The organism is Bradyrhizobium sp. Pa8 (assembly GCF_052588265.1).
In genome coordinates this window covers 840397-865438 of sequence record NZ_CP176767.1, presented here as the reverse complement: position 1 = coordinate 865438, position 25042 = coordinate 840397, and the positions used below count along the sequence as shown (strand labels likewise).

Here is a 25042-nt window from a genome sequence, read left to right as displayed (position 1 = left end):
CACCTTCCGGGTACAAATCGCTGGAATTGCATCCTTATCGTCGGCAGACTCCCACGCCAACCCATTTTCTCCCGCTCGCGGCAATCTGCCCGTATTTTGCGGCCTTAACGCGCTTCACTTGGCGGTGTATCGATGGCCCGGCGGCGCCCTTTGTGGGATTCTGCGCCGCCCTCGAATCAAATCCTCCCGCCTGCTTGCCGACGAGACCGATGGACATGGACCTCAAAGACTTCATGGAGTTCGTGCAGACCACCGCGCGCAGCGTCGGGGCGGAAATCTCCTCACCCTGGTTCTACCTGCAATTCGGCCTCATCCTGGCCGCGGCCGGCATCGCCTATGCGGCGGAGGCTGGTATTCGCAGGCGCGTCGACCTGACGTCCCTGGCGCTGCGCTGGCCGCTGCCGCTCCGGCATTTCGCGCGGGTGATGGTCTCCAGCGCCTCGACGGCGGTGTTCACCCTGCTCGTGATCATCGAGCGCGTGGTGATGTATCACGCGACCTGGCCGAGCCGCAGCTATCTGCTGATGGTCGCCGCCAAGCTGGGCCTGGCCTGGCTTGCGATCCGGCTCGTGACCTCGGTGCTGCGCAACGCCTTCATCGTCAAGCTGGTGTCGATCACGGCGTGGTTCGTCGCGGCGCTGTCCATCATCGGCCAGCTCGACAGCACGGTCGACCTGCTCGATTCCTTTGCGATCGTGCTCGGCGGCCTGCGGCTGACGCCGCTGCTGGTGATCAAGGCCGGCGCTCTGCTGCTCATCGCGCTCTGGGCCACCAACATCGCCAGCAATTTCGCCGAGAGCCGGATCAATTCGACCACCGATCTGACGCCGTCGGTGCAGGTGCTGCTGGTCAAGATCATCCGCATCGGGCTGCTGGCCATCGCAATCGTCATTGCGCTCGGCGCGGTCGGAATCGATCTCTCGGCGCTCGCGGTGTTCTCCGGCGCGGTCGGCGTCGGCATCGGTATCGGCCTCCAGAAGATCGTCGCCAACTTCATCTCGGGCATCATCCTGCTCGCCGACAAGTCGGTGAAGCCGGGCGACCTCGTCACCATCGGCGACAACACCGGGCGCATCAGTGCGATGAAGACGCGCTATATTTCCGTCGCCGCCGGCGACGGCCGCGAATTCCTGGTGCCGAACGAGGACCTGGTGACGCAGAAGGTCGTCAACTGGACCTATACCGACAAGAACACGCTGGTGAAGATCGCCTTCGGCACCAATTACGACGCCGATCCGCGGCTGGTTTGCAAGCTCGCCGCCGAGACCGCGGCCGCCCATCCCCGCGCGCAGAAAGGCAAGCCGCCGAACAGCATCCTGACCGAGTTCGCGGAAGCCGGGATGAAGTTCTCGCTGACCTTCTGGATCGCGGACCCCGACGGCATGGATGGCGTCAAGAGCGACGTGATGCTGGCGCTGTGGGAGGCCTTCAAGCGCGAGGGCATCCGGGTTCCCTATCCCGTCCGCGAGATCCGCGTCCGGGGCGGCGCCCTGCCGGTGGAAACCACCGTAGAAGTCCCGAATTAGGCCCTGTTTCGGCCCAAGAGCCACGCCTGACTTGCATGAAGGCCCGTGATCATTAGATTATGGCCTTGAAATCAAGCCCTTCCGCCGACATCGAGACCAGCCCCGCATGAGCTACGTCGAAGCCTCCGATACCTCCCTGCGCAAGACAGGACAGATCAAGCTGCACGGGCCGAGCGCCTTTGCCGGCATGCATAAGGCGGGCGCGCTGGTGGCGAAGTGCCTCGACGAGCTCACCGACATCGTCGGGCCCGGCGTGCCGACCGAGCGCATCGACCAGTTCGTCCGCGACTTCGCCTTCAGCCACGGCGCCTATCCGGCCACGCTGATGTATCGCGGCTACCGCTACTCGACCTGTACCTCGCTCAACCACGTGGTCTGCCACGGTATGCCCGGCGACCGTCCGTTGAAGGAAGGCGACATCGTCAACATCGACGTCACCTTCATCGTCGACGGCTGGTACGGCGATTCCAGCCGGATGTATGCGGTCGGCCCGATCGCGCGCAAGGCCGAGCGGCTGATCGAGGTGACGTATGAGGCGATGATGCGCGGCATCGCCGCGGTGAAGCCGGGCGCCACCACCGGCGACATCGGCCACGCCATCCAGAGCTTCGTCGAGCCGCAGGGCATGAGCGTGGTGCGCGATTTCTGCGGCCATGGCCTGGGGCGCATGTTCCACGACGAGCCGAACATCATCCATATCGGCCGGCCCGGCGAAGGCGTTCAGCTCAAGCCCGGCATGTTCTTCACCATCGAGCCGATGATCAATCTCGGCAAGCCGCACGTGAAGATCCTCTCCGACGGCTGGACCGCGGTGACCCGCGACCGCTCGCTGTCGGCGCAGTTCGAGCACTCCGTCGGGGTGACCGCGACGGGCGTCGAGATCTTCACGCTGTCGAAGCGGCACGGCGAGAAGCAGATCGGGTGATGCCCGGCGCCGCGCCCTAGCGATGGCGGCGGAATGACGACGGCGGCCGCTTGTAGGTCGCGACAAATGCATCGTTGAATCTGCGAACGCTGCCGAAACCAGCGGCGAAGGCGATCTCCGCCAATGTCATGCTGGTCTGGTCGATCAGGCGCTTGGCTTCCTGCACGCGTCGCGTCGCCGCAATCTCGCTCGGGCTCGCGCCGGCATGGCGCAGGAATAGACGCAGCAGATGGCGCGGCCCGACGCCAAGGGCTTCAGCAAGCTCCGTCATGGACGCGCGATCCAAAAATCCGTCATTGATCAGGCGCATCCCGCGCGCGACGGTGGTGGCCGTTCCCATCCAGGCCGGCGATCCCGGCGCGGTTTCCGGCCGGCAGCGCAGGCATGGACGAAAGCCGGCGCGCTCGGCGGCAGCGGCGGTCGCATAAAAGGTGACGTTCTCGGAGCGAGCGGGGCGAACCGGACAGACCGGCCGGCAATAGATGCGCGTCGAGCGAACGCCGGAGAAGAACAGCCCGTCGAACGCGCGTGCCCGCGCCAGCCGCGCCCGATCGCAGGTCTCCCAGTCGAGGTGCGGCGGCAGCGTTTGCCGATGTGCCGAGCCTGTTGCCATGGCGGAAGAATAGTTTCAACGCAGCCCGCCGAGTAGCTGGAATCGGACTCGATTCGGGCGATGAGGTCCGAATCCGGCCAGCCTGCGCCGCCGCGCCGGATCATGGTCCCGGTCCATCCCGGAGCAGATTCGCAATGCACACGCAGGCGCAACCAACGACGTCAGGACAAACCACGCTCACGTTCGAGATCGGGCTTCTGCTGCTGCTCTCACTGATCTGGGGCAGCTCGTTCACGCTGATCAAGGTCGCAATCCCGACGATCCCGCCATTCACGATGGTCGCCGCGCGCGTGACGATCGCGGCTATTCTCCTGATCGCGATCGCGCGCGCTCAGGGGCACGCTCTTCCCGGTCGAGGACCGATCTGGGCGGCTTTCTTCGTGCAAGGGCTGCTGCAAAGCGCGCTGCCGTTTACCCTGATCAGTTGGGGCGAGATGCATATCGCAAGCGGTCTCGCCGGCGTGCTCAATGCGACCCCGCCGATGTTCGTGCTCGCGATCGCGATGATGACCGCACGCGGGCGGCAGGCGATCAGCACCCGGAAGATCATCGGCGTCGCGCTGGGTCTTGCGGGCGTCGCGGTCACGATCGGCATCGATGCGCTGTCCGGGTTGGGCACGACGGCCCCGCTGGCGCAGGCCGCCGTGCTCGGCGCAAGCCTCTGCTACGCGCTCGCACCGATATGGGGGCAGCGGTTCTCCGCCTTTCCCGCCACCGTCACGGCGGCCGGCGCCATGAGCTGTGCCGCGATCCTCATGGTCCCTGCCGCACTCGTCCTCGAGCGACCCTGGACGCTGGCACCGACGTCGCAGGCGGTCGCGGCCGTCGTCAGCCTCGCGGTGGTCTGCACGGCGCTCGCGATGGTGATCTATTTCCGTTTGATCCGCACACTCGGCCCGCTTGGGACCACAAGCGGAAGCTACCTGCGCGCGGGCTTTGCGGTGGCGCTCGGCACCGCGCTGCTCGGCGAGCGCTTCACCTGGTCGATTGTCGCAGGAATGGCGTTCATTCTCGCCGGCGTCGTTGCCGTCACGATGCCCGTGCCAGCGCAGACCGCCAGGAAACCGGCGGGCTGATTGTCACCAAAGTCAGGTACCGAGACCGGCCTGCCGTGCCGCAATTGACGGTTGCAAAAGCGCTGGTCCGCGGCAATGCTGGCGGGCGATGCCCGCCAAGACCGACCACGACAAGGCCAAGCCCGAGGACGCGCCGCATTATCACGGCCATCGCGAGCGGCTGCGCGAACGCTTCTACAGCGCCGGCGCGGATGCGCTGAGCGATTACGAGCTGCTGGAGATGGCGCTGTTTCCGGCGCTGCCGCGGCGCGACACCAAGCCGCTGGCAAAGACGCTGATCAAGATTTTTGGCTCGTTCGCCGAGGTCGTGCACGCGCCGGTGGCGCGGCTGCGCGAGGTGGGCGGCATCGGCGAAGCCGCGATCCACCAGCTCAAGCTGATCGCCGCGGCGACGCATCGCGTCGCCAAGGGTGAGGTCAACAGCCGCAATGCGCTGTCATCCTGGAACGAGGTGATCGATTATTGCCGCTCCAGCATGGCGTTTTCAGACAAGGAGCAATTCCGCCTGCTCTTCCTCGACAAGCGCAACCAGCTGATCGCCGACGAGGTGCAGCAGACCGGCACCGTCGACCACACCCCGGTCTATCCACGCGAGGTCATCAAGCGCGCGCTGGAGCTGTCGGCAACCGCGCTGATCCTGGTGCACAACCACCCCTCAGGCGATCCCTCCCCCTCGCAGGCCGATATCCAGATGACCAAGGCGATCATCGACATCGCCAAGCCGCTGGGAATTGCCGTGCACGACCACATCATCGTCGGCAAGAGCGGTCATGCGAGTCTGAGGGGACTGAAGCTGATCTAAACGACGTCGCCTCTTGGGGGCTAAAGCGGACCTTACCGCGAACTCGCAAAACGACGCGATTGACCCAAGGCGGATATTACGGATGTTGGTGGCTGCGGAAATCGGCATCACTCAATGCTCACCTCCTGAGTTGCAAGCGGAACGACGCAAAGCATGAAGAGTGGCGACAGGGTCGCTGAACCCATGTGCACCGTGTTTCATCTGAACAACAGGCGAATTACATTTTGCATAGCGCATTCGGTCAGGACAGTTGACCGTGCGCGCTGCGTTTTCTGGGCATGACGCTGACGTCCGCCGCGTTCCATGCTATTATGTTTGTATCCCAGGTCGTTCGGTCGAGCCTTGTATTGAGGTCAAAACCGATGATTGGAGCCACCATCCCCACATACTTCGTCAGTCTAAGGCGAAGCATCATGAAAGCATGATCACGTTGACGCTCGGCGCCGGCGTGCAACTCGATTTGACAGGAGAAAGCGTACGCAGGTCGATTTCAACTCGCGGCAGTTCACGGCGGAGACCTGAACCGTCGCTTGATCTAAGGAGGCACTCATGAACTTCTTCAACGTGCGCATAGTCCCCACATTCACCGCAGCGATGAGACTCACCAAAGCAACGGCTTTTGCTGCAGCGCTCATGTCCTTTGCCCCCGCCACTGTCGCGGCAGAGTCGATTGAAAAGAAGGGGACTACTCCTTATGTGACGCACTTTATTTTTCGGCCCTTGATGAGCATTGACACCGCCGAACTCGGCAAGGCCACTACGCTGGAGGCGGTCGGGACCACTCAAAACATGAAGGGAGAGAAGATGCTGGACAAGATGTCAGCACGCTGCGTGGCGCTGAACGTCGCGTCCGGGGACAAGAAATACATTGACGGAGCTTGCGTGCTCGCCGACAGCGACGGCGACAAGATTTTCTCGACATTCGATACTCGAGACCTCGACAAGACCCAGCCGAAGATGGATTGTGGAACGCATATCATCACCGGCGGTACCGGTAAGTATAAGGGCATCACCGGAAGCGAACCATTTGCGTGCATAGCTATGCCTGCGCTGGCTGGCTCTGGCGATTATTTTGCGATGGACATCCCGCACAACACATCCTGGGAAATCAAGTGATCCTGAACTCGACGCCGCCGTAAAGGTGACTGTTGAGGCGGCCATCAATCGCTGAAAGAGAGCCTAGCCCATCACAGCTGGGCTCTTCTTCTTTTCATAATTTAGCTCAGATGGTCGCTTGTGACCCAACTGAGACATCGCGGAGCGAGGCGAAAATGCACCGCTAAATTGCCTTGCCCTACCTTGATCCACATCAAGATAGCTGTTGCTGGGGTATGGCTGAGTATCTCAGTTGCGAAAAGGATTGGGATCGTCTCAATCCCGATTTGAAGCACGCGACTAGGAAACCCGTTGGGGACGGCTAGGCACGTCCTTTTCATACGAGGTCATCGCGTGATGCAAACTTCGAACCCGCACTGAGTTATCTTGAGAGCCATTGCCCAGATGGACGATGCCCCCGAACGGTACAGCATTTTCACGGGAGGAATACTCATGAACTTCAAACCCATTGGTTTCTTAAAAGTCGCATGCCTTATCGGGGCAGCAGCACTCTTTCCAAACCTCGTTCAGGCCCAGGATGCGAAGGTCAAGACTGCAATGGAGCTGTTGGAGTCAAAGGCGAATAAGCTAGGTCCACCGAAGATCAATGGGACCGATACTGTGGCTGGCAAGCAAGTCCCGGCAATCTATTTTGGTTCTACAAAGATGAACAACAATTTCGATTTGGTCGATGAAGTGGTTAAGGAGGCTCAGGGAACGGCCACCATATTTGTGAAGAACGGCGAGGAGTACGTTCGCGTTGCCACTAACGTTAAGAAGGATGACGGCACGCGAGCGGTCGGAACCATTCTCGACCCCAAAGGCAAAGCGATCGAATCCATCAAAAAGGATGAACCATTCTACGGAGAGGCGGACATTCTCGGTAAGCCCTTCATCACAGGTTACAAGCCGATCCGGGACGCATCGAAGAATGTAATCGGTATCTACTACGTAGGATACATGAAGTAGCCTAGGACACGCTGTTTCCCGAAGCATCAGCCGCAACGCGGGTCTGGAACTCGCTGGGATCGCAATTCAGTGCGATCCCAGGGGCGCCGATGGATGGCAGTCGCTATTGATTCGAAATGTGTCAGCTACTGGCCCGTTTGAGACATGCCGACCGACTTTGAGAATGTCTGCGAACCGGAGAAGACCGGAAGTGGCCAGCGCCCAAGGCAGGCCGCTTCCATGCGGCCGTCTTCGCTTGGTCACGAATGACTCGGATTGGCAGCCTACAACGCGCCGATCGCCTCGGCTAAAGCATGATCCGGAAAAGTGCGCAGCGGTTTTCCCTCGCGACAAACGCGGAACGCGTTTGCGCGGAGATCATGCTCAAACACCAACCTAAAGCGCGATGACGATTCATCCCAATCTCATCGCGCTTTAGGCAAGATGACTGGCCAGCCGAAAGGTCCCTCAGCGAACTCGGCAGGGCGGGCCGATGATCACTTCCTTACGGCAGCGACCCTCTAAGGTCCGCGACACCAAAATCTACCGTGGCTCCGCCACCGTTCTCAGAAGTTGTCCGGGTGCGGGCCTCGCTGTGCGCTGACACAGCGATGACCCGGTCGCCTTTCTTCTCCGCCAGTCCGGCATGTCGAGCGAGGATCGCGCCAAGCAAAAGCATCGTGACCATCAGCCCGCTCACGGACGCAGTCACATAAACATTGGACCAATTGCGCATCACTACACCACCCATGCGCATCGCCCCGGCCCGATGCAACATGCGTCGTTGAGTCGTTAAGCGATTTGGTGGCGCGGCAGTGGCGTTCTGGCGTTCACCTCACCTGTCACGCGGTGGCGGCCACTCGTTGCAGGTTCACGGCGAGCGGATTGCTTTGAGCAGCTTTCCTGTGGACCGCCGCACTTCCATCACCGGAGGCAGCATGGACTGAGGCATACTCCGAAATTGCGCGGCTTGCTCTCCCGGCCGCGCGGATCTGGCCTGGAGCCCCGGCTGGCACGGTCGGGGCTCTCTTTGGAGCGGCTCTCTGAGACCGTTCAGCTTGGCCTCGGGCGGCGGTCTTCGTGCTGCCAGTCGCCTAAGCCACTAACCCGATCACGAGCTCCGTCAGAACTGCTGACGTTGCTATCCGCTTCGGGGATTTCAGCGCTGTTCGTCTGGATCAGACATAGCTGTTCCTGCATCTCGACGAGGCGCGCGCGGCTATATTGCCACCGGATAAACTGGCTTCACCGGGTGAGTCTCCCGCACATTTCTGGCATTTCGCGAACCAACGGCATGGGATAACGTCTGCTGTTTTCCTGACTTCATTTTCTCAATGGCAGACAATAGGAGAGGAAAACGAGCGCGAAATCATTGGTCTTCGCATTGCTTCTCCCGCTTCTGATGTGGGGCTCATCTGCAAGGGCGGATGATCTTCGTACAGCGATGGAAGTTTCCAACCAACAATGGCTGAACGCATTTAACACTCCAAATACCGCGGCATTTCCTGCTATGTACACTGACGATGCGATCTTGGTACCAGGAGGCTCCCCGGTCGCAATTGGGCCTGAGGCAATCAAGCAATTTTGGGAGGGGGCCATCAAGGCGGGCTTCAAGGATCACACCTTCGAGATAATTGAGACCCGCGCCGATGGAAATCTCGCGTACCTCCTGTCGAGTTGGACTGTGAACCAAGTCAAGAGCGGGGGCGAGGTACGGACGATGAGCGGGCACACGTTGCGCGTTCTGCTTAAACAAGCTGACGGGAACTGGAAGACCAAGGCCCACACCTTTATTGCGCAGAATCCGCCAGCACCCAAAGAAGCAAAGAACTAACATCGTTGTATTAGAAGACAGCGCCCGTTTGCAAATGAGCAAGCGGGCGCTATTTCCAGTTACGACGTCGCGAACTCCTCCAACAACGCCTTTGCTCCACTCAGGTCACGGGTGTCGGGGCCCTCGGTAAGCCAGCCGTAGACCGGAGCTAGAAATTCTCGAAGGTCCTCATTCCGTCTCCCTTGATCGCGCCGCAGCCGCGCCGTGCTAATTGTTGCGCGCAGCTCAAATGACGACAATTCCGGGCTGTATCGTGCTTCATTGTCGGCAAGAGCGGCCACGCCGGCCTGCGCGGATGCGGTTGATCTAGGGCTTCGAATCAAGTGACAACAGCAGCATGAGCGACTGGCTGCACAATCTGCCGGTGCCTGCGATGGCGCTGGTGATCTTCGGATTCACGTACCTGTTCGCCGCGGCCATCTTCGCAGGCGTCGCGAGGGCTGCGACGGAGGAGCGCGCGAAGTCGCTGAAGGCGATCTCGCCGGGCATGCTGCCGGTGCTCGGCATCATCTTCGGCCTGTTCGTCGCCTTTACCGCGGCGCAGGTATGGGGCGACAGCGACCGCGCCAGCGCCGCGGTGAGCCGCGAGGCCAGTGCGCTGCGCAGCGCCGTGCTGCTGGCCGCCGGCCTGCCGGCGGAGCAGGAGACGAAGCTGCGCGGCCTGGTCCGCGACTATGTCGGGCAGGCCGTCGCGGTGGAATGGCCGATGATGGCGCATCAGGAGGTGTCGCTGAAGGTCACGCCGCCGGCGCTCGCCGAAGCCCTGCAGTTCGTCGTTGCGATGACGCCGCAAGGCCCGGGGCAGGCGAATGTGCAGCGCGAGCTCATCGCCGCGCTGGAGCAGGCGCTGGACGCGCGGCGGCAGCGGATCATCGTCAGCCTCGCCGCGGTGAACCCGGTCAAATGGTGGTGCCTGTATCTCCAGGCGGCCTGCGCGCTGCTGGTGATCGGCCTCGTTCATTGCGACAACCGGCTGGGATCGGCGATCGCGATGGGCCTGTTCGCCACCGGCGTCGCCACCTCCGTGCTACTCATCGCCGCGCATGACCGGCCGTTCGCCGGCCAGATCTCGATCCAACCGGAGCCGCTGCTCCAGATCATGCCGGCAGACCCCGGCAAGAGTTGAGCAGAGCGGCCGCCCCGCGAGAGAGCATCTCACCGGACGAGCTGCCAGCCCTTCGGCGTCCAGCGCAGCAGCGTGCCGGACAGCGGCTTCGGCGCGCGCGCCATCATGTTCCTGGCCAGCGTCCGCAGCGCGTCGATCGCGGCACTGCTGTCTTCGCTTGCATAGAGCACGAGATCGGCCGACGGCGCCGCGACGATCAGGATCCCGCCCTGGGCCTGCGCGAGCGGCGCCCAGCTGTCGACCAGCGCGAGCCGGCTGGTCTGATAATAGTCCCCCGTCAGCGTGCCGAATTGTCCTGACGGGACCGCTTTTGCGACCGTCGTGAGCGGCTTCACGCTGCTGCGCAGATTGGCGATGGCGATGTCGAAGACCTGCTCCTGCGTCAAGCCGAGCGCGGCACGGTCCTTGTCGTTGAACACCCTGACCGCCCGCGGCGAGTCCAGCACCGGGACGATCACCAGCCCCTCTGCCAGTGGCCGCGTCAGGGCCGGGCCGCGCGCGTCGACCTCCCGAAGCGCCTGCCGCATGTAGTCGGCCGAGCGCACGACCACGCGAAGGGCTGCTCGGGTCGGCGGATCGTTCCGGCTGCTCGCCGTTGCCTTGACGCCGCTGACATAAGCGCCGATCTCCCTGGCGCAGCCGCCGGTGTTGGCCTTGCAGAAGGCGTAGATGCGGTCGAGGTTGGTTTGCAGAGGGCCGACCGACAGCGTCAGCGGTCCCTTGATCACGACCGGGGTGTCACGAATCTCGGCGCGGATGCGCTCGGCCACGAAAGCCGTAAACGCGGGTTCGTCGGCTGGAATCTGTTGCGCCCGGGCAGCCCCGGCTCCGACGAGATCGCCGGCCACGATCGCGGCGATCAGCCACCGGCATATGCGAGATCGGATGCTCATGCGAACCACCAGCTCGGAAGAGCGGCTCGCCGGCCGATACTCACCCCTCCGCGTCCAATCTACCGCCGGCCGCCATCGATCCTGTGACGCCGGCGGCTGATCGATCAATAGCAATAGCGTTGGCTGACCCGGACGTAATAGCCGTCGGGACGCTGCATGTAGCAGCCGCGCTGATAGGCGTAGTAGCCGGCGCGGCGACGCTCGCCCTCGGAGGCGATCGCAGCGCCCGTGCCGGCACCGACGACCGCGCCGATTGCGGCGCCGCGGCCTCCGCCGAGCGCGCCGCCGAGGATCGCCCCGCCGACACCGCCGATGATCGCGCCGCCGATGGCATCCTGGGCCGCGGCCTCATGCGCCGGCATCGCCATCGCGACCGTCAGACATGCCGCGATTCCAAAACTTCCAATTCCAAAGCTTCCTGTGCGAAGACCTCGAAGCATGCTCGCCCTCCCTGTGATGAGCCAGTCATAGCGCCGGAAGCGGATTCGGACCAGACAAATAGCCGGCGGCGCGGCTCACGACGCCTACGCGATGGCGTCGGAGGCGCAGCGCGAAGACGGCTCAAACCATGCCGCGAGCGATGCACCGGCCGATCGGACGTCAGGGATCGATCCAGCGCTGCACGGCCTCGGCGGTGTCGGCCGGCGTGGAGTTGAAGCAGATGGCGGCGTCAGGCGCCAGGCGATGGACGAGGTTGAGCACCTTCTCGAACAGCAACAGGCGCTCTTTCGGCTCGCGCAGCCCCGCGCCGATCACGATGCAGTCGAAGCGCTCGTCGCGCAGTGCGGCCGTAACGCCGGCTTCGGCGGTCGCGTCGAGATCGATCAGGCAGCTCGTGACCTCGTAGCCGAGATCACGCAGGCGCAGCAATTGCGCTTCGATATAATGGCGCACGAGCTCCGGCGTGAGCTGCGGAAACGCGCTGTAATCCGCATTGCCGGGTTCGATGCCGATCGCGAGGACGCGCTTGGCCATGCAGGGCTCCCTACCGCATCGTCTAAAATGCTAACGGACGAACGACCATGCCGGTTCCCCCACTGACGGGTCGCGCTGCCGGCGAAGGCGCGGGTCCGGCCCTGCGGCACATTTTCCCGCCCAGGCTGTAAGCCATTTCACATGCGCCGGGCCGGCAACCTGCCACATTTGCCGGAGATCACATTGGAGCCACACGCCGATCACGGCACCTGTCCATATCTGACTTGCACGAAATTTCGATAATTCATCAATTTTCGGGAGCGGAAGATGGTCTCATTCGAGAGTCTGAAAAGCGAGTACGAGCGGAATTGGGCCAATCTCGAGATCCGGCCTTCGCGCCTCGCCGACGCGAATGGAGTCGCGCGCAAGGCGATCAACGGCAAGGCGACCTATCAGCAGATCGAGCGGTTGACCGGAGTCCCCTGGTACTTTGCTGCGCTCTGCCATTACCGCGAATCCAACTACGATTTCGACACCTATCTCGGCAACGGCGAAACGCTTCATCGCGTGACGACCATCGTTCCGAAAGGGCGCGGCCCCTTTGCCACGTTCGTGGACGGCGCCGTGGACGCGTTCAGAATCGAGAACTTCATCGGCGCCCACGACTGGGGCATCGCCCGGATCCTATTCCGGCTCGAGGCGTTCAACGGCTTCGGCTATCACTCCAAGGGCTGCAATTCGCCCTACCTCTATGGCGGTTCGACACTGTACGGCCCGCCCGAGGCGAGGGCCGGCAAATTCATCCGCGACCACGTGTTCGACTCGAACCACGTCGATTCCCAGCTCGGCACGGCGGTGATCCTGCATGCGATGATGTCGCTCGATTCCTCGATCACCCTCGACGGCAGCCCACAATTCGCCGACCGCACCGAGCCCGAGGACGATGCGGCGTCGACGATTGTCTTGATGCAACAGGCGCTCAACAAGCTCGGCGCAAATCCGCCGCTCGCCGAGGACGGCATCAGCGGACCGAAGACCGGGGCCGCGGTCTCGCAGTTTCAGCAGCGGAACGGCCTGAGGGATACCGGGCTTCTCGACGGGGCCACGGTCGCGGCGCTCACGCGTGCAACGCAGGCGGGAGGCTCCGTGCCGAGCGGCGATATTTCCAAGATCCTGAAGCGGCTGGAAGACCTCGCACAGTTGCTGCGACCGTCAGCCGGCGCCGTAACACCGGGAACGACGACACCGGGCAACACGCTGCCCGCCACCAACGATCCGATCAGCCTGTTCGAACGGCTCTTCTCCCTCATCAACAAGACGGCGCCCGTGCCAGGACCGGTCAGCCCGACCAACCCGGCCCCCGTCGATCAGTTGAAGCAGGTCGTCGACCTGCTCAGCACCCTGCTCAACAAGGACGGCAAGCCGGTGCTCGGCCAGGTCAACGGCGCGCTCGGCGAGACCATCGGCAAGCTGCTCGACGGCAAGAAGACGGCACTCGGCATCGGCGGCTCGGTGCTCACTGCGCTGCTCTCTTCGGTGACCGCGAGCCCGAATGCGGGCGGTCTTGCCGGACTGCTCGGGACGATCGTGTCGGCGGTGCCGGGGCTCGGCCAGTTCGCGATGCCGATCTCGCTGGCGCTCACCGCCTGGGGCGTGCTCGGCAAGTTCGAGAAGTGGGCGCAAGGCACCGCGCCGCCGCCGAAGCCGACGACGTAAGGCCGTTCGCGTTTTCAGCCGTCGGCATCGGCAATAGCTGCCGCACGCCGCTCCATCAACACCCGCTCGCGCGCATTGTTCGCGAGACGTGCAGCGGTCTTGAACGATATTCGCGCCTCGGCGAAGCGGCCGAGCTTCTCCAGGAGGTCGCCGCGGACAGAATGGAGATGGTGGTAAGCCCCGAGCGCCGGTTCGTCCGCGATCATGTCCACGAGATCGAGACCGGCCTGCGGCCCTTCGGCCATGCCAAGCGCGACCGCTCGGTTGAGCTCGATCACCGGCGAGCGCACCAGCGCCGCAAGCTGGCCATAGAGCTCCGCGATGCGGCGCCAGTCGGTGGCAGCGGCCGTCTCCGCCGTCGCGTGACACGCGACGATCGTGGCCTGCAGCGTGTAGAACCGGCCGGCACCACCGAGCTCGCGCGCGCGATCGAGCGCGCGAAGGCCGCCGCCAATCTGGCGCCGGTCCCAGAGCCTGCGGTCCTGGTCCATGAGCAGGATGGGCTCGCCATCGACGCCCGTGCGCGCCTGCTTCCGCGCGGCATTCAGCTCCATCAGTGCCATGAGACCGTGGACCTCGGGCTCGAGAGGCGCGAGGCCGACCAGCACCCGCCCCATGCGCAGGGCCTCGTCGCAGAGCTGCGGCCGCAGCCACTCCTCGCCGCCTGAGGCCGAATAGCCCTCGTTGAAGATGAGATAGACGACCTCGAGCACCGAGGCGAGACGCTCCGAAAGCGCCTCGCCGCTCGGGATCTCGTAGCTCAGACCCGACCGCGACAGCGTGCGCTTGGCGCGGACGATGCGTTGCGCGACGGTTGCCTCCGTGACCAGGAAGGCGCGCGCGATCTCGTCGGTGGTCAGGCCGCAGATCATACGCAATGCCAGCGCCGCGCGGGCCTGCCGCGGCAGCAGCGGGTGACAGGCCGTGAAGATCAGCCGCAACCATTCGTCACCGATATCGTCGTCGAGGGCGGCGTCGAAATCCGGCATCGCGTCCTGCTCCTGCATCAGCTCGTGCGTCAGCAGGTCCTGCTTGCGGGTGAGCATCTTTGCCCGGCGCAGATGATCGAGCCCACGACGCTTGGCCGTCGCAACCAGCCACGCGCCGGGATTGTCCGGCACCCCGCTGAGCGGCCAGGCTTCCAGCGCTGCGACCAGTGCGTCCTGGGTCAATTCCTCCGCCAGTGGCACGTCCCGCAGCATACGCGACAGCGTAGCGATCAGCCGCGGCTGCGCGACGCGCCAAGTTGCGTGAATCGCGGCACGGATCGCGTGATCGATGTCGGCGGTCGTCATCGCCGCCGACCAGAGCCCTTTCCGTTCCGATGGAATCGGAACGGGGCTCCAGATTCTTGTTTTGACGCGCCATGGCCACGGCCTCCGCCTTGTCGCGCAGCTCGAAAATGGCATAGCCGCCGATCACTTCCTTGGCCTCGACGAAGGGGCCGTCGATGACGCTGAGCTCACCGTCGACGATTCGCACCCGTGCGCCGGTCGCAAGCGGCATGAGGCCGCCATTGTCGATCATTCGACCGGCCTTGATCTCCCGCTCGGATATGTTCTGCATGGCCTCCATCAGCGCCGGGCTCGGGGCAGCCATCGGCTGGCTGGAGGTGACGATGTACATGAAGCGCATGAAAAACTCCCTTGGCGAGCAGCAGCCGCTCCGGCTGCAAACCGGCTCGCTGTGGATGTGACGATTGAGCCTCGGCTAAATCGACATCGACCGGAAGAATTATTGCCGCAGCATGATCAGGGGATCGGCGGTATCGGGGACGCGCCGCCATTGCGCGTTGTCGTCGGCCTCGAACTGCCAGACCTCGCCTGATTTCGACATCAGGACGATCTGGCCGCGTTCGAGCCGCCATTGCGCCGGATTGAACTGAGCAATCGCCGGATCGCATTTCGGCTTGACGAAGACCTGGAAATTGTCCGGGCCGGCTTCCGTGTTGGTCAGCGTCAGCCCGCACACCGGCTGGCCGTTGCCGCGCACCATCGACCAGTCGCCGATCATCTGGTCCATCGACTTGGCCATCGAGCGGGCTGCGGCGAGGTCCTGGAGGATGTAGACGCCCTCGCCCTGCCGCAGGCCTTCGAAGATGCCGGCCTCGACCTCGGTGAAGTCGATCACGGCTTCACCGGTCGCGTCCTGCAAACGAACGATGTCGAGGCCCCTGACGCTCCAGGCGACGATGTCCTTCGTAAAGGGCAGCGTGGTCTTGCAGGCCGGCTCCAGCTCCAGCTTGAACCCCTGCCCCGCGGCATCGCCTTTCATCGTGACGACGCAGGTCTTGCTGCGCTCGGTGGTCGAGAGCTCCCACTGCCCGGGCATCGCCTTCTTCAGGGTCGTCGCATCCTGCGCATGCGCGATGCCGATCGCGGCCACGCAGGCCGCGACGGCGAATGCAACGACCCGAAGACCTCTCATCAGCGCCCCTTGAACGGCGTTTCCGCAACCGGCGTCAACGGCGCCTTGCCGGCGAACCAGGACTTGAGGTTGTCGACCACGAGCTGATCCATCGCGTTGCGCGTCACCACCGACGCCGAGCCGATATGCGGCAGCAGCACGACGTTCTGCATGGTCTTGAGCTCGTCCGGCACGCTCGGCTCGGCCGCGAACACGTCGAGACCGGCGGCGAGGATGGTGCCGGACTTGAGCGCCTGGACCAGCGCGGGCTCGTCGATCACCGAACCGCGCGCCACGTTGACCAGCACGCCGCGCGGACCGAGCGCCTTCAGCACCTCGGCATTGATCATCTTGTTGGTCGAGGCGCCGCCGGGCACGATCACCATCAGCGTGTCCACGGCCTTCGCCATCTCGATCAGATCGGGATAGTGCTTGTAGGAGACGTCCTTCGACGGATTGCGGGAGTGGTAGACCACCGGCACCAGCGAGGCATCGAGCCGGCGCGCGATCGCCTGGCCGATCCGGCCCATGCCGACGATGCCGACCTTGCGGTCGCGCAGCGAGCCGACGCTGAGCGGATAGTTCTGCGTCTGCCAGAGGCCGGAGCGGACGTAGCGGTCGGCCTTGATGAACTCACGCACGGTGGAGATCAGAAGGCCCATCGCAACGTCGGCGACCTCCTCGGTCAGCACGTCGGGCGTGTTGGTGACGATGATGTTGTGCTCGGCCGCGTATTTGGCGTCGATGTGGTCGTAGCCGACGCCGAAGCTCGCCACCATCTCCAGCTTGGGCAGCTGCGACAGCGAATCCTTGTCGGCCCGCACGGTGTGATAGGTCACCGCCACGCCGCGGATTTTTTCGCGGATCGCCGGTGTCAGCCGCTCGAGATCGCCCCGTGTCTCCGCCTTGTGCACGACGAAATGATCGGAAAAACCGTTGTCGAGGATCGGCCGCACCGGTCCATAAATCAAAAGGTCGATCTTTTCGGACGAAATCGAACCGGCAGTCATCAGTTATCCTTTCCAAGCGCGCTCTCGTGCCAGCGCCGTAAAACGAGGTGGGAAACTAGCGCCAGCACCCCATAGATGACAATCCCGGCCAGCGACAACAGCAGCAGCGCTGCGAACATGCGGGGTATGTTCAATCGATAGCCGGATTCGGCGATCCTGTAGGCGAGCCCGGAGCCCGCGCCGGCCGTTCCGGCTGCGATTTCGGCCACGACCGCGCCAATCAGCGACAGGCCGCCGGCAATGCGCAGGCCCCCGAGGATATGGGGCAGCGCCGCCGGCAGCTTCAGGAAGCGCAGGGTTTGCGGCGGCGAGGCGCCATAGAGCTGGAACAGGCCGGCAAGGTTGCGATCGACCGAATTCAGCCCGAGCGTGGTGTTGGACAGCACCGGGAAAAAGGCAACGATGAAGGCGCAGACCACGACTGCGGTCTGCTGCTCCAGATAGATCAGAAGCAGCGGCGCAATCGCGATCACCGGCGTCACCTGGAGCACGATTGCATAGGGGAATAGCGAATATTCCACCCATTTCGACTGGTTGAACAACAGCGCCAGCGCGATGCCGCCGATGCCGGCGGCGACAAAACCTTCGACCGTGGTCAGCAGCGTGGTCGCGAGCGATTGTGACAGCACCGCCCAGTCCTTGATCAGCGTCAGGAAGATGACGGAGGGCGCTGGCAGAACGTAAGGCGGGATGTCCTTGATGCGGACGACCAGTTCCCAGGCCGCGAGTCCGGCTGCGAACACGATGACGGGAAGCACGAAGCGGATCGCGCGTTGCGCGCCGGATGGTTTTGCGGCGGGAGCTTGCGCGTTCATAGCATCGATTGCCCCGAATAGGACGGCGCCAGCGCGGCCGACACCTTCCGGCAATAATTGGAATAGGCGGCAGAGGTCCGAAACTCCTCACCGCGCGGCTCGACCGTCTCGATGCGGATATCGGCCTGGATGCGGCCGGGCCGCGCGGTCATGACCACGACCCGCTGCGACAAATAGACGGATTCGAACACCGAATGGGTGACGAAGATGACGGTCTTGCCAAGGGCTCGCCACAGCGCAAGCAGGTCGTTGTTGAGGCGAAAACGCGTGATCTCGTCGAGCGCGGCGAACGGCTCATCCATCAGGAGGATATCAGGGTCGGTGACGAGCGCACGCGCCAGCGACACCCGCATCTTCATGCCGCCGGAGAGCTCGCGCGGGAAAGCATCGGCGAAATCGGCAAGACCCACGCTGGCCAACGCCTCATCAGCCCGCGCGCGCGCCTCCGGCTTCGGAACGCCTGCGAGCCTCAAGGGCAGCCGCACATTCTCGCGCACGCTGGTCCAGGGCATCAGCGTCGGCTCCTGGAACACGAAGCCGATGCCATGACCTGGCAGCACATCGCCCTCGTGGTGCGCCACCCGCACGATGCCGGACGATGGCGCGCTAAGCTCTGCGATCAGGCGCAGCGCAGTGGACTTGCCGCAACCGGACGGGCCCAGCAGCGAGATGAACTCGCCCTTGCGAACGGCAAGGTCGAGCGGGCCGAGCGCCATGACGCCATTATCATACGCCTTCGTCACGCCGCGCAGGCTGACGGCGAGAGCCGTCAGGCCGGCCTCGACCCCGGACGAGGTTTTGACGGATGACATGGACCTTGCACTACGGCTTGCTCGGGCGCAGCTCGACGCCGACGCCCTTGTTGACGAAGCGCAGCGTATAGGACTTGCGGAAGTCGAGATCCGCCTTCACGACGCCGGCCTTCACCATCTTGTTGAAGAAGGAGGTGTAGCGATCGTCGCTCATCGCGCCGATGCCGTTCTTCAAGGACTCGCCGGAATCGACGATGCCGTATTCCTTCATCTTGGCGACGGAATAGGCGAGCAGCTCGTCGGTCATCTCCGGGTTGAGCTTCTTGATCATGGCATTGCCCGCGGAATTGTCGCGGTAGATGTAATTGTACCAGCCGACCATGGAGGCATCGACGAAGCGCTGCACCAGGTCCGGCTTCTTCTCGACCATGTCGCGGCGGGTCTCGATCAGGGTCGAATAGGTGTTGAAGCCGTAATCGGCAAGCAGCAGCACATTCGGCTTGAAGCCGGCGGCCTTCTCGACCGCGAAGGGCTCGGAGGTGACGTAGCCCTGCATCGCGCTTTTGGGGTTGGCGATGAAAGGCTGCGGATTGAAATTGTAGGGACGAACGTTCTTCTCGTTGAAGCCGTATTCGGACTTCAGCCACTGGAAGTAGCTGGTCATGCCCTCCTTGGAGACGAACAAGGTCAGCGGCTTGAGATCCTCGATCTTGGCGACCTTGGCGTCCGGCTGCGTCAGCATCACCTGGGGATCCTTCTGGAAGACCGCTGCGATGGTGACGACGGGGACGCTATTTGCCACCGCATCGAACGACATCAGCGTGTTCGCGGCCATGAAGAAATCGATCTTGCCGGCGATCAGCAGCATCCGGTTGTTCTCGTTCGGACCGCCGGGAACGATGGTGACGTCGAGCCCGTATTTCTTGTAGGTGCCGTCGGCGACCGCCTGGAAGAAACCGCCATGCTCGGCCTCGGCGACCCAATTGGTGCCGAAGGTGACCTTGTCCAGCGTCTCGGCACGCGCCGGCGCAAGAGAGACGCAAGCGGCCATCAAGCCCGCCGTTAACGCTCGCCGCAAATGAGAGGGGGTCATGATGGCACTCCGTCGATCGTGGCTGGCCGATGTGAAGGCAACGCGATAAAACCGCAAGACATTCGGGGACGCGAGCCGGCCAGGCCCGCGTCCCCTGATAACCCCAAAATACGCGACAAATTCGGGCAAAGAAACCACGATGACGCCGTCTCGGGACTGGATCGACATCAACTGGGCCGATGCGAGCCTTGCAGACGTGTCGCGCTGGATCGCGGTGCTGCCGCTGGCGGCGACCGAGCAACACGGCCCGCATCTGCCGCTCGAGACCGACGTGATGATCGCGGACGCGTATCTCGCGCGCGTGCGCGAGCTGTTGCCCGCAAATGTTCCGGCGACGTTCCTGCCCGTTGAAGCGGTCGGGATTTCCACCGAGCATATCGACTATCCGGGCACGCAGACGCTGCCGACCGAGGTGGCGCTGAAGCGATGGACCGGGATCGGCGAGGACATCGCGCAGCGCGGCGTGAAAAAGCTCGTCATCATCACCAGCCATGGCGGCAACAGCGCGGCAATGATGCTGGTCGCGCAGGATCTTCGCGCGCATCACAAGCTCTTTGTGGTGACGACGTCGTGGTCGCGGCTGTCGGGCGCGGAGGAGCTGTTCCCGGCGGATGAGGTACGCCACGGCATCCATGGCGGCGCGGTCGAGACCTCGATCATGCTGGCACGCTATCCAGGTCAGGTGCGCAAGGATGCGATCGCGGATTTTCCCGCGAGCAGCATCGCCATGGAAAGGCAGTATCGCTGGCTGTCGACGCAGCGGCCCGCACCGTTCGCCTGGCAGGCGCAGGATCTCCACACGAGCGGCGCGATCGGCAATGCGACGCTGGCCGTCGCCGAAAAGGGCGAGCAGCTCATCGATCAGGGGGCGCGCGCCTTTTGCGAGCTGCTCGCCGAGGTCGATAACTTCGACGTGAACAGGCTCGTCAAAGGGCCTCTCGGCTAGCTCGCATCCGGCTGGAATCATTCAGGAAACAGCCGGGCTGCACGCTCGCTTTTGCGGGATTCGAACCGGACGCGGCGAGCCTCCGTCCAACTGGGCACGCGGGCCACAACGGACCGCCTCAACCCGGATGGAGTTTCACATGTCGATCAAGACCAGGATTGCCGCCGTCGCACTCGCTGCCCTCGCCGTCACCGGCAGCATCGTGTCCACCACCTCCTCGGCCGAAGCCAAGCAGCCCGGCTGGGTCTGGGGTGTGGGTGCCGGCATCGCTACCGCCGCCGTCGTCGGCTCCGCGATCGCCGCCAGCAACGACCCCTATTACTACGGCTATCACCGCTGCGGCTGGGTCGCCCAGTACAACGCCTTCGGCCAGTACGTCGGCCGCGTTCGTACTTGCTACTGATCTAGGTACCTGAGGCTGATCTCACGTGGATCCTGCGTCCGACACGGGCGCCTCATCCACCCCGTGTCGTGTCCCCGACCCCGCCCGGCTGTCCCCCCGGGCGGGGTCATCCATTTTTGGCCTGGGAATTTGTTGCAGTCGCGTCACACAGCGGTGCCAACCATCCCCTGTGGCAATCTACGCCAGTTGCTATTGCGAATTAATCGCAATAAGGTTGGCAGCAAGTGCAGGGGCTTGGGACGAAACCGCATCGAATCGAGATCATCTCGGCCGGTGGCGTGGATAACCGGAACCTGATGACAGGATCGCCGCGAATCGGCAGGGATATCGCGGCGGGTGGATGACATTCGCGTTTTGGGGGCGTGCGTTTTGACGTTGAGAGGTCACCGTTACAGGTATTTGCGGACGGCCGCGGCAATCGCCTCGGGCGTGATGGCGTTTCCCGCCGCAGGCTTCGCTGCCGACCTGCCGCTGAAGGCACGTGCCGCGAAGACGGTTTATGACTGGACCGGATTCTATGTCGGCGGCCATTTCGGCTACGGCGATTCAAGCTTCGGACCCGGCACCAATTCACTGCCGCTGCAAGGCGTGATCCTGCCGCCCAGCGCAACCGGGCTCAACGGCGGCTATCAGCTCGGCTACAATCGCCAGCTCGCAAACCGTGTCGTGCTCGGCATCGAGGCGGACTCCACGTTCACCGGCGCGCGCGATATCGTCGCGCATGAACGGTCGCCGGCGCCGTTCAACACCACGGCCGACTATGTCGGCACCGTGCGCGGCCGCATCGGTTATGCCTTCGACCGCTTCATGCCCTTCGTCACCGGCGGCTTCGCCTGGGGCCACACGCATATCAACGTCAACGATGCCGACGGAGTCTCGGAGCTGTTTCCGGTCGGAAAGTACCAGACCGGATGGACGGCTGGACTCGGCCTTGAATACGCCGTCAGCGGCAATTGGACCGCAAAGGCCGAATACGATTACGTCGCGTTGTCGCGCCGGACCTATGACCTCAGCGGCTTTGGCCTCGGCAACGTCGATGTCGAGCCGCGCGTTCACCTGTTCAAGCTCGGCCTCAACTACCAGTTTGGCGACACGCCCTGGATGGCGCCGATCAACGGCAAGACCAAGCTGCCGGACTCCGGCGACTGGAATGTCCACGCGCAGACCACCGTACTGCCGCAGGGCTACGGGCCGATCCATTCGCCTTATGCCAGTCCGCAGAGCCTGCCCGGCAGCGGCCAGTTTCAGGCGACATGGACGACGACGGCGTTCCTCGGCGCGCGGCTGTGGGATGGCGGCGAATTCTACTTCAATCCCGAGTTGGCGCAGGGTTTTGGCCTCAACGGAACGCTCGGACTTGCGGGCTTCTCCAATGGCGAGGCGCAGAAGGCCGGCGCGCCATTCCCGAAAATCCGCGCGCAGCGCTACTACTTCAAGCAGACTTTTGGGCTCGGCGGCGAGCAGGAAGAGGTTCCTGACGCCCCGAACCAGCTTGCCGGCAAACGCGATATCGACCGCGTCACGCTGATCGTCGGCCGCTTCGCCGTCGGCGATTTCTTCGACGGCAATTCCTACGCCAAGGACCCGCGCGCCGACTTCATGAACTGGGCGATGTGGTCGTCGGGGGCCTATGATTTCCCCGCCGATCTGCCCGGTTATACGCGCGGCGCCGTGGTCGAGCTCAATCGCAAGGATTGGGCCGTGCGCGGCGGATTGTTCCAGGTCCCCGATGCGCCCAACAGCGATACACTGGTCTACAAGATGGGCGGCGCGGTCGTCGAATTCGAAGAGCGCCATTCGATCTTCGAGCAGCCCGGCAAGCTGCGCGTCGGCGTCTTCGCCAACGGCGGCAACACCGCGAACTATCGCGAAGTGCTGGCTCTGGCGGCCGCGAACCCTGCGCTCGACATCAACGACATCGCCACCGCAACCCAGCGCATCCGCCCCAAGTACGGCTTCTACGTCAATCTTGAGCAGCAGATCGTCAACGACGTCGGACTATTCGCCCGCGCGAGTTGGAACGACGGCCAGAACCAGATTCTGTCATTCACCGACATTGACCGCAGTCTCGCTGGCGGCCTCTCGATCAAGGGTAGCCGCTGGGGACGGCCGGACGATACAGTCGGCATCGGCGGCGCCATCAACGGCCTGTCGGCCGGGCATCGCGATTTCCTCGCAGCCGGCGGCATCGGCCTCCTAATCGGCGATGGTCGGCTGAACTACAACAATGAGCGAATCCTCGAGGCTTACTACGCCTACTCGGTGATCAAGAACGTCACGCTGACCGCGGACTATCAATTGATCACAAACCCGGCCTATAACGCCGACCGCGGGCCGGTCTCGATCTTCTCGGGCCGCCTGCACGCAGAGTTCTAGCCCAAAATTCCAGCCCAAGGGCGGGCCGATGAAGCCGAGAGATATCCGCACGGCCGCGATCGGCCGCGCGCTCCTCCCCAATGTCTGGGATGTCGCGGCGCTGATCCTCGTGATCGGCGCCATGGTACTGATCGTCTATGGCGGCAAGCAGACCGTCGCGCCCCTGTCCGAGCTGGACCGCACGCCCGTCTCGCTCGATCCTTCAAACTTGCCGCTCTACGCCTTGCGCACCACGTTGCGGATGCTGCTGGCGATGGCATGCTCGACGGTCTTCACCTTCGTCTATGCGGCGATTGCCGCCAAGAGCCGGCGCGCGGAGATGGTGATGATCCCGCTGCTGGACATCCTCCAGTCGGTGCCGATCCTCGGCTTCCTCACCTTCACTGTCGTCTTCTTCATGAATTTGTTTCCGGGCCAGGTGCTGGGCGCCGAGCTCGCCTCTGTGTTTGCGATCTTCACCAGCCAGGCCTGGAACATGACCTTCAGCATGTACCAGTCGATGCGCAACGTGCCGAAGGACCTCGAGGAGGCCACGCAAAGCTTCCATTTGTCCGGCTGGCAGCGCTTCTGGCGCCTCGACGTGCCGTTCGCGATGCCGGGACTGATCTGGAACGCGATGATGTCGATGTCGGGTGGCTGGTTCTTCGTGGTCGCCTCGGAAGCGATCACCGTCGGCACGACCACGGTGACCTTGCCGGGAATCGGCTCCTATGTCGCGCTGGCGATTCAGCAGCAGGATTTGCCGGCGATCCTCTACGCCATGCTGGCGATGCTGCTCGTGATCATCGCCTATGATCAGCTGCTGTTCCGCCCCATCGTCGCCTGGGCCGATAAATTCCGCTTCGAGCAGACCGCCTCAGGCGAGGCGCCGGCCTCCTGGATGCTCGACCTGTTCCGCCGGACTCGGGCGCTGCGTGCGCTGACCCTTCCTTTCGCGGCGCTGAGCCGCGCGATCTCGAACTTGCGCATTCCGCTGCCGAAGCTGCCGCCCGCGGCAGCAGGCAAGGTCCAGACTTCACGCCTCGTCGATACGGTCTGGATCGCATTGATCCTCGCCGGCACAGCCTATGCCGCCTGGCTGACCTATCGCTATCTCTCAGCCAGTCTCGGAATGTCCGACGTTCTCGTCGTCATCAGGGACGGGCTCATCACATTGTTGCGCGTCGCCGTCCTGATCAGCCTCGCCACGCTGGTTTGGGTGCCGGTCGGGGTCTGGATCGGCCTTCGCCCGAAACTGGCGGAACGGATTCAGCCGCTGGCGCAGTTTCTGGCGGCCTTCCCGGCGAACCTCGCCTTTCCCGTCTTCGTCCTCGCCATCGTGCACTTCAAGCTTGCCGCCGACATCTGGCTGAGCCCGCTGATGATCCTGGGCACACAATGGTACATCCTGTTCAATGTCATCGCGGGCGCCAGCGCCTTCCCGAGCGACCTGCGCGAGGCCGCGAGCAGCTTCCACCTCGGCGGCTGGCGGTGGTGGTTCAAGGCGATCCTGCCCGGCATCTTCCCCTATTACGTCACCGGCGCGATCACCGCGTCCGGCGGCTCCTGGAATGCGTCGATCGTCGCGGAGGTCGCAAGCTGGGGCGACACGCATCTGAAGGCCACCGGGCTCGGCGCCTATATTGCTTCCGCCACGGAAGCCGGCGACTTCCCGCGCGTCGTGCTTGGAATTGCCACGATGTGCATCCTGGTGACGTTGTTCAATCGTCTGGTCTGGCGGCCGCTGTATGCCTTCGGCGAGCGTCGCCTGCGGCTCGGCTGACGAGGAGACC

General features: G+C 63.6%; 23 protein-coding genes and 1 pseudogene. 13 read left to right on the top strand and 11 right to left on the bottom strand.

Annotation, left to right across the window (positions count from 1 at the left end):
* The first annotated feature begins 209 nt into the window (after nucleotides 1-209).
* Together ACKWRH_RS04080 and map are read left to right on the top strand one after the other, a co-directional pair.
* A complete protein-coding gene (locus ACKWRH_RS04080) occupies nucleotides 210-1526 on the top strand; it encodes a mechanosensitive ion channel family protein (protein WP_445219422.1) in 1317 nt (438 codons plus the stop codon).
* Between the two features lie 106 nt (nucleotides 1527-1632).
* Complete coding sequence (gene map, locus ACKWRH_RS04075; protein WP_014498584.1) at nucleotides 1633-2451, top strand: type I methionyl aminopeptidase; 819 nt, start codon at nucleotides 1633-1635, stop codon at nucleotides 2449-2451.
* A 16-nt stretch (nucleotides 2452-2467) separates the two neighbouring features.
* Here the strand turns inward: map and ACKWRH_RS04070 are convergent, their stop codons facing one another.
* Nucleotides 2468-3064 carry a bifunctional transcriptional activator/DNA repair enzyme AdaA gene (locus ACKWRH_RS04070; protein ID WP_445219421.1) on the bottom strand — a complete coding sequence of 199 codons (597 nt, stop codon included), beginning with the start codon at nucleotides 3062-3064 and terminating at the stop codon, nucleotides 2468-2470.
* Between the two features lie 134 nt (nucleotides 3065-3198).
* Here ACKWRH_RS04070 and ACKWRH_RS04065 point away from each other — a divergent pair, with 134 nt between their 5' ends.
* The 6 genes from ACKWRH_RS04065 to ACKWRH_RS04040 all read left to right on the top strand — a co-directional run bounded on the left by ACKWRH_RS04065 (nucleotide 3199) and on the right by ACKWRH_RS04040 (nucleotide 9945).
* Nucleotides 3199-4140, top strand: a complete 942-nt coding sequence (locus ACKWRH_RS04065; protein ID WP_445219420.1) for a DMT family transporter — start codon at nucleotides 3199-3201, stop codon at nucleotides 4138-4140.
* Between the two features lie 88 nt (nucleotides 4141-4228).
* Nucleotides 4229-4942, top strand: a complete 714-nt coding sequence (gene radC / locus ACKWRH_RS04060; RefSeq protein WP_445219419.1) for a RadC family protein — start codon at nucleotides 4229-4231, stop codon at nucleotides 4940-4942.
* A gap of 549 nt (nucleotides 4943-5491) precedes the next feature.
* Entirely contained in the window at nucleotides 5492-6058 is a 567-nt protein-coding gene (locus ACKWRH_RS04055) for a hypothetical protein (RefSeq protein WP_445219418.1), read from the top strand.
* 384 nt (nucleotides 6059-6442) lie between these two features.
* Entirely contained in the window at nucleotides 6443-7006 is a 564-nt protein-coding gene (locus tag ACKWRH_RS04050) for a Cache 3/Cache 2 fusion domain-containing protein (RefSeq protein WP_445219417.1), read from the top strand.
* A gap of 1423 nt (nucleotides 7007-8429) precedes the next feature.
* The gene (locus ACKWRH_RS04045; protein ID WP_445219416.1) at nucleotides 8430-8819 is read left to right on the top strand and encodes a YybH family protein; all 390 of its coding nucleotides are present in this window, start codon (nucleotides 8430-8432) and stop codon (nucleotides 8817-8819) included.
* Nucleotides 8820-9156: 337 nt separating this feature from the next.
* Nucleotides 9157-9945, top strand: a complete 789-nt coding sequence (locus tag ACKWRH_RS04040; protein ID WP_445219415.1) for a bestrophin-like domain — start codon at nucleotides 9157-9159, stop codon at nucleotides 9943-9945.
* Nucleotides 9946-9974: 29 nt separating this feature from the next.
* Here ACKWRH_RS04040 and ACKWRH_RS04035 read toward each other — a convergent pair whose 3' ends face one another.
* The 3 genes from ACKWRH_RS04035 to ACKWRH_RS04025 form a co-directional block, all read right to left on the bottom strand.
* Nucleotides 9975-10838: a hypothetical protein gene (locus ACKWRH_RS04035; RefSeq protein ID WP_445219414.1), complete on the bottom strand. Its 864-nt coding sequence runs from the start codon at nucleotides 10836-10838 to the stop codon at nucleotides 9975-9977.
* A gap of 104 nt (nucleotides 10839-10942) precedes the next feature.
* Nucleotides 10943-11278: a hypothetical protein gene (locus tag ACKWRH_RS04030; RefSeq protein WP_445219413.1), complete on the bottom strand. Its 336-nt coding sequence runs from the start codon at nucleotides 11276-11278 to the stop codon at nucleotides 10943-10945.
* A 160-nt stretch (nucleotides 11279-11438) separates the two neighbouring features.
* A complete protein-coding gene (locus ACKWRH_RS04025; RefSeq protein WP_038934469.1) occupies nucleotides 11439-11813 on the bottom strand; it encodes a hypothetical protein in 375 nt (124 codons plus the stop codon).
* Nucleotides 11814-12080: 267 nt separating this feature from the next.
* On the opposite strand from ACKWRH_RS04025, the gene ACKWRH_RS04020 reads away from it, so the two are divergent.
* Nucleotides 12081-13469 carry a peptidoglycan-binding protein gene (locus tag ACKWRH_RS04020; protein ID WP_445219412.1) on the top strand — a complete coding sequence of 463 codons (1389 nt, stop codon included), beginning with the start codon at nucleotides 12081-12083 and terminating at the stop codon, nucleotides 13467-13469.
* A gap of 14 nt (nucleotides 13470-13483) precedes the next feature.
* Here the strand turns inward: ACKWRH_RS04020 and ACKWRH_RS04015 are convergent, their stop codons facing one another.
* The 7 genes and pseudogenes from ACKWRH_RS04015 to ACKWRH_RS03985 form a co-directional block, all read right to left on the bottom strand.
* Nucleotides 13484-14764 (bottom strand): RNA polymerase sigma factor, encoded by a 1281-nt coding sequence (locus ACKWRH_RS04015; protein ID WP_445219411.1) that lies wholly within the window; start codon nucleotides 14762-14764, stop codon nucleotides 13484-13486.
* 118 nt (nucleotides 14765-14882) lie between these two features.
* A pseudogene (locus tag ACKWRH_RS04010) lies at nucleotides 14883-15044 on the bottom strand (YciI family protein); the annotation flags it as partial.
* 159 nt (nucleotides 15045-15203) lie between these two features.
* Nucleotides 15204-15896, bottom strand: coding sequence for an AprI/Inh family metalloprotease inhibitor (locus tag ACKWRH_RS04005; protein WP_445219410.1), 693 nt, complete (start codon nucleotides 15894-15896; stop codon nucleotides 15204-15206).
* Entirely contained in the window at nucleotides 15896-16885 is a 990-nt protein-coding gene (locus ACKWRH_RS04000; RefSeq protein ID WP_445219409.1) for a 2-hydroxyacid dehydrogenase, read from the bottom strand. The genes ACKWRH_RS04005 and ACKWRH_RS04000 overlap by 1 nt, the downstream gene beginning before the upstream one ends.
* Complete coding sequence (locus ACKWRH_RS03995; RefSeq protein WP_445219408.1) at nucleotides 16885-17700, bottom strand: ABC transporter permease; 816 nt, start codon at nucleotides 17698-17700, stop codon at nucleotides 16885-16887. The genes ACKWRH_RS04000 and ACKWRH_RS03995 overlap by 1 nt, the downstream gene beginning before the upstream one ends.
* Nucleotides 17697-18512 (bottom strand): ABC transporter ATP-binding protein, encoded by an 816-nt coding sequence (locus tag ACKWRH_RS03990; RefSeq protein ID WP_445219407.1) that lies wholly within the window; start codon nucleotides 18510-18512, stop codon nucleotides 17697-17699. The genes ACKWRH_RS03995 and ACKWRH_RS03990 overlap by 4 nt, the downstream gene beginning before the upstream one ends.
* 10 nt (nucleotides 18513-18522) lie before the next feature.
* The gene (locus ACKWRH_RS03985) at nucleotides 18523-19545 is read right to left on the bottom strand and encodes an ABC transporter substrate-binding protein (RefSeq protein ID WP_445219406.1); all 1023 of its coding nucleotides are present in this window, start codon (nucleotides 19543-19545) and stop codon (nucleotides 18523-18525) included.
* Between the two features lie 139 nt (nucleotides 19546-19684).
* On the opposite strand from ACKWRH_RS03985, the gene ACKWRH_RS03980 reads away from it, so the two are divergent.
* From ACKWRH_RS03980 to ACKWRH_RS03965, 4 genes are all read left to right on the top strand, one after another.
* Entirely contained in the window at nucleotides 19685-20491 is an 807-nt protein-coding gene (locus tag ACKWRH_RS03980) for a creatininase family protein (protein WP_445219405.1), read from the top strand.
* 139 nt (nucleotides 20492-20630) lie between these two features.
* A complete protein-coding gene (locus tag ACKWRH_RS03975) occupies nucleotides 20631-20894 on the top strand; it encodes a hypothetical protein (protein ID WP_063980696.1) in 264 nt (87 codons plus the stop codon).
* Between the two features lie 432 nt (nucleotides 20895-21326).
* Nucleotides 21327-23270, top strand: coding sequence for a carbohydrate porin (locus ACKWRH_RS03970; RefSeq protein ID WP_445222620.1), 1944 nt, complete (start codon nucleotides 21327-21329; stop codon nucleotides 23268-23270).
* Nucleotides 23271-23298: 28 nt separating this feature from the next.
* Complete coding sequence (locus tag ACKWRH_RS03965) at nucleotides 23299-25032, top strand: ABC transporter permease (protein WP_445219404.1); 1734 nt, start codon at nucleotides 23299-23301, stop codon at nucleotides 25030-25032.
* Nucleotides 25033-25042 lie beyond the last annotated feature (10 nt).